The organism is Faecalibacterium sp. AF28-13AC (assembly GCF_003478405.1).
In the GTDB taxonomy this organism is placed as follows: Bacteria; Bacillota; Clostridia; order Oscillospirales; family Ruminococcaceae; genus Faecalibacterium; species Faecalibacterium prausnitzii_E.
Map to the genome: position 1 here is coordinate 1 of NZ_QUFG01000031.1, position 1,643 is coordinate 1,643.

Sequence of the window (1,643 nt, forward strand, 5' to 3'; positions counted from 1 at the left end):
CTTGCTGGGCGGTCTTTTTGTTTGGGGGTGATGCCTATTCCGTGTCCGCATTTCAAAATCACCATCGTCAAGCGTAGCCAAGGACAGTCCGCTGTTGCCGGGGCCGCTTATCAGAGCGGTGAACGGCTGTTCAGCGAGTACGACCAGAAAACGAAATTCTACAACAAGAAGAAAGAGCTTGTCCACGCCGAAATCATGCTGCCGTCCCATGCGCCGCCCGGATATGCAGACCGGGCAACGCTCTGGAACGCCGTAGAAGCTGTGGAGAACCAGTGGAACTCCCAGCTTGCCCGCCGCATCGTGCTGGCATTCCCAGTGGAGGTGCCGAAAGAACAGTATCTTCCCATGCTTAAAGATTTTTGTCAGGAGCAATTCGTATCCAAGGGCATGATTGCCGATTTTGCCATCCACGACAAGGGAGATGGCAACCCACACGCCCACATTCTGCTGACGCTCCGGGCAATGGACGAACACGGCAAGTGGCTCCCGAAAGCCCGAAAGGTCTACGACCTTGACGAGAACGGTGAGCGCATCCGGCTCCCTTCCGGGAACTGGAAGTGCCACAAGGAAAACACTGTGGACTGGAACGACCAGAAGTACGCCGAGGTCTGGCGGCATAGCTGGGAGACCATCACCAACCGCTATCTGGAAGCTGCTGGCAGACCAGAACGTGTTGACCTGCGCTCCTTTGAGCGGCAGGGCATCCAGCAGATACCGACCGTCCATCTCGGCCCCGCCGCACACCAAATGGAAAAGCGTGGGGTGGAGACCTTTCTCGGCAACCTGAACCGGGATATTCGAGCCGCTAACAGCCTGATGCAGTCCATCCGCAGTGCCATCCGTGGTCTGCAACGCTGGATCGCAGATCTGAATGAAAAGAAGCAGCTTCTTCTGGACGCTCTGGAAAAGTCGAAGGAACCCACGCTGTCCGACCTGCTGGTGGATTATTTCAACCTCCGCAATGAGCAGCGCAGCGATTGGTCGAGCAAGGCGCAGATAAAATGTACTGCCCGTGACCTTGCCGAAGTCATGCAGGCAGTCGATTATCTGAAAGCTCACTCCTTGAACACGGTCGAGGACTTGAACGCCGCAATCAAAGACCTGAGCCAGACCGCCGCCCCTCTCCGCAAGCAGTTGAAGCAGAACGAGAACCGGATGCGTTCGATTGCTCAAATCAAGGACGCTACGGCCATCCATGTCAAGCTAAAGCCCATCCACGACACCTTTATTAAGAAAAACTTTAAGCTGACCAAGGACGCTTATGCTGCCCAGCACAAGGAAGAACTGGACACCTTCAACAAAGTCGTCCGCACCCTGATGAAGCTGAACGGCAGCACAGCGGTGGATTTTTCGGCATTGGATGCCGAATTTTCTGCGCTGCAATCCAGCAGCGCAGAGCTGCACACCCAACTGGAAACCTTGCAGCCGGACATCTCTGCTCTGAAAAATATCCGCAAGTATATCGACATGGTATTGAATAAGCAGCAGCTTTCCGCACCGGGCGGCAAGACCTCGGAGAAGGAATCGGTGCTGAAACAGCTGGAGCAGCTTCAGCAGAAAAAGTCCAACCACAAAACGATTTCCACCACCCCAAACCGCGAAGAATCGCTCTAAACGATCTTTCTGTCACCGATATGCCGTTG

1 protein-coding gene is annotated in these 1,643 nt (G+C 54.8%); it reads left to right on the forward strand.

The annotated features are described in order from the left end of the window. The first annotated feature begins 30 nt into the window (after positions 1–30). A complete protein-coding gene (gene mobQ, locus DWY95_RS16725) occupies positions 31–1,614 on the forward strand; it encodes a MobQ family relaxase (protein ID WP_187116998.1) in 1,584 nt (527 codons plus the stop codon). Positions 1,615–1,643: the final 29 nt, after the last annotated feature.

Bases quoted from the DNA above. Each gene is read 5' to 3' on its own strand.
- mobQ (WP_187116998.1), top strand. From the start codon at position 31: ATGCCTATTCCGTGTCCGCATTTCAAAATCACCATCGTCAAGCGTAGC.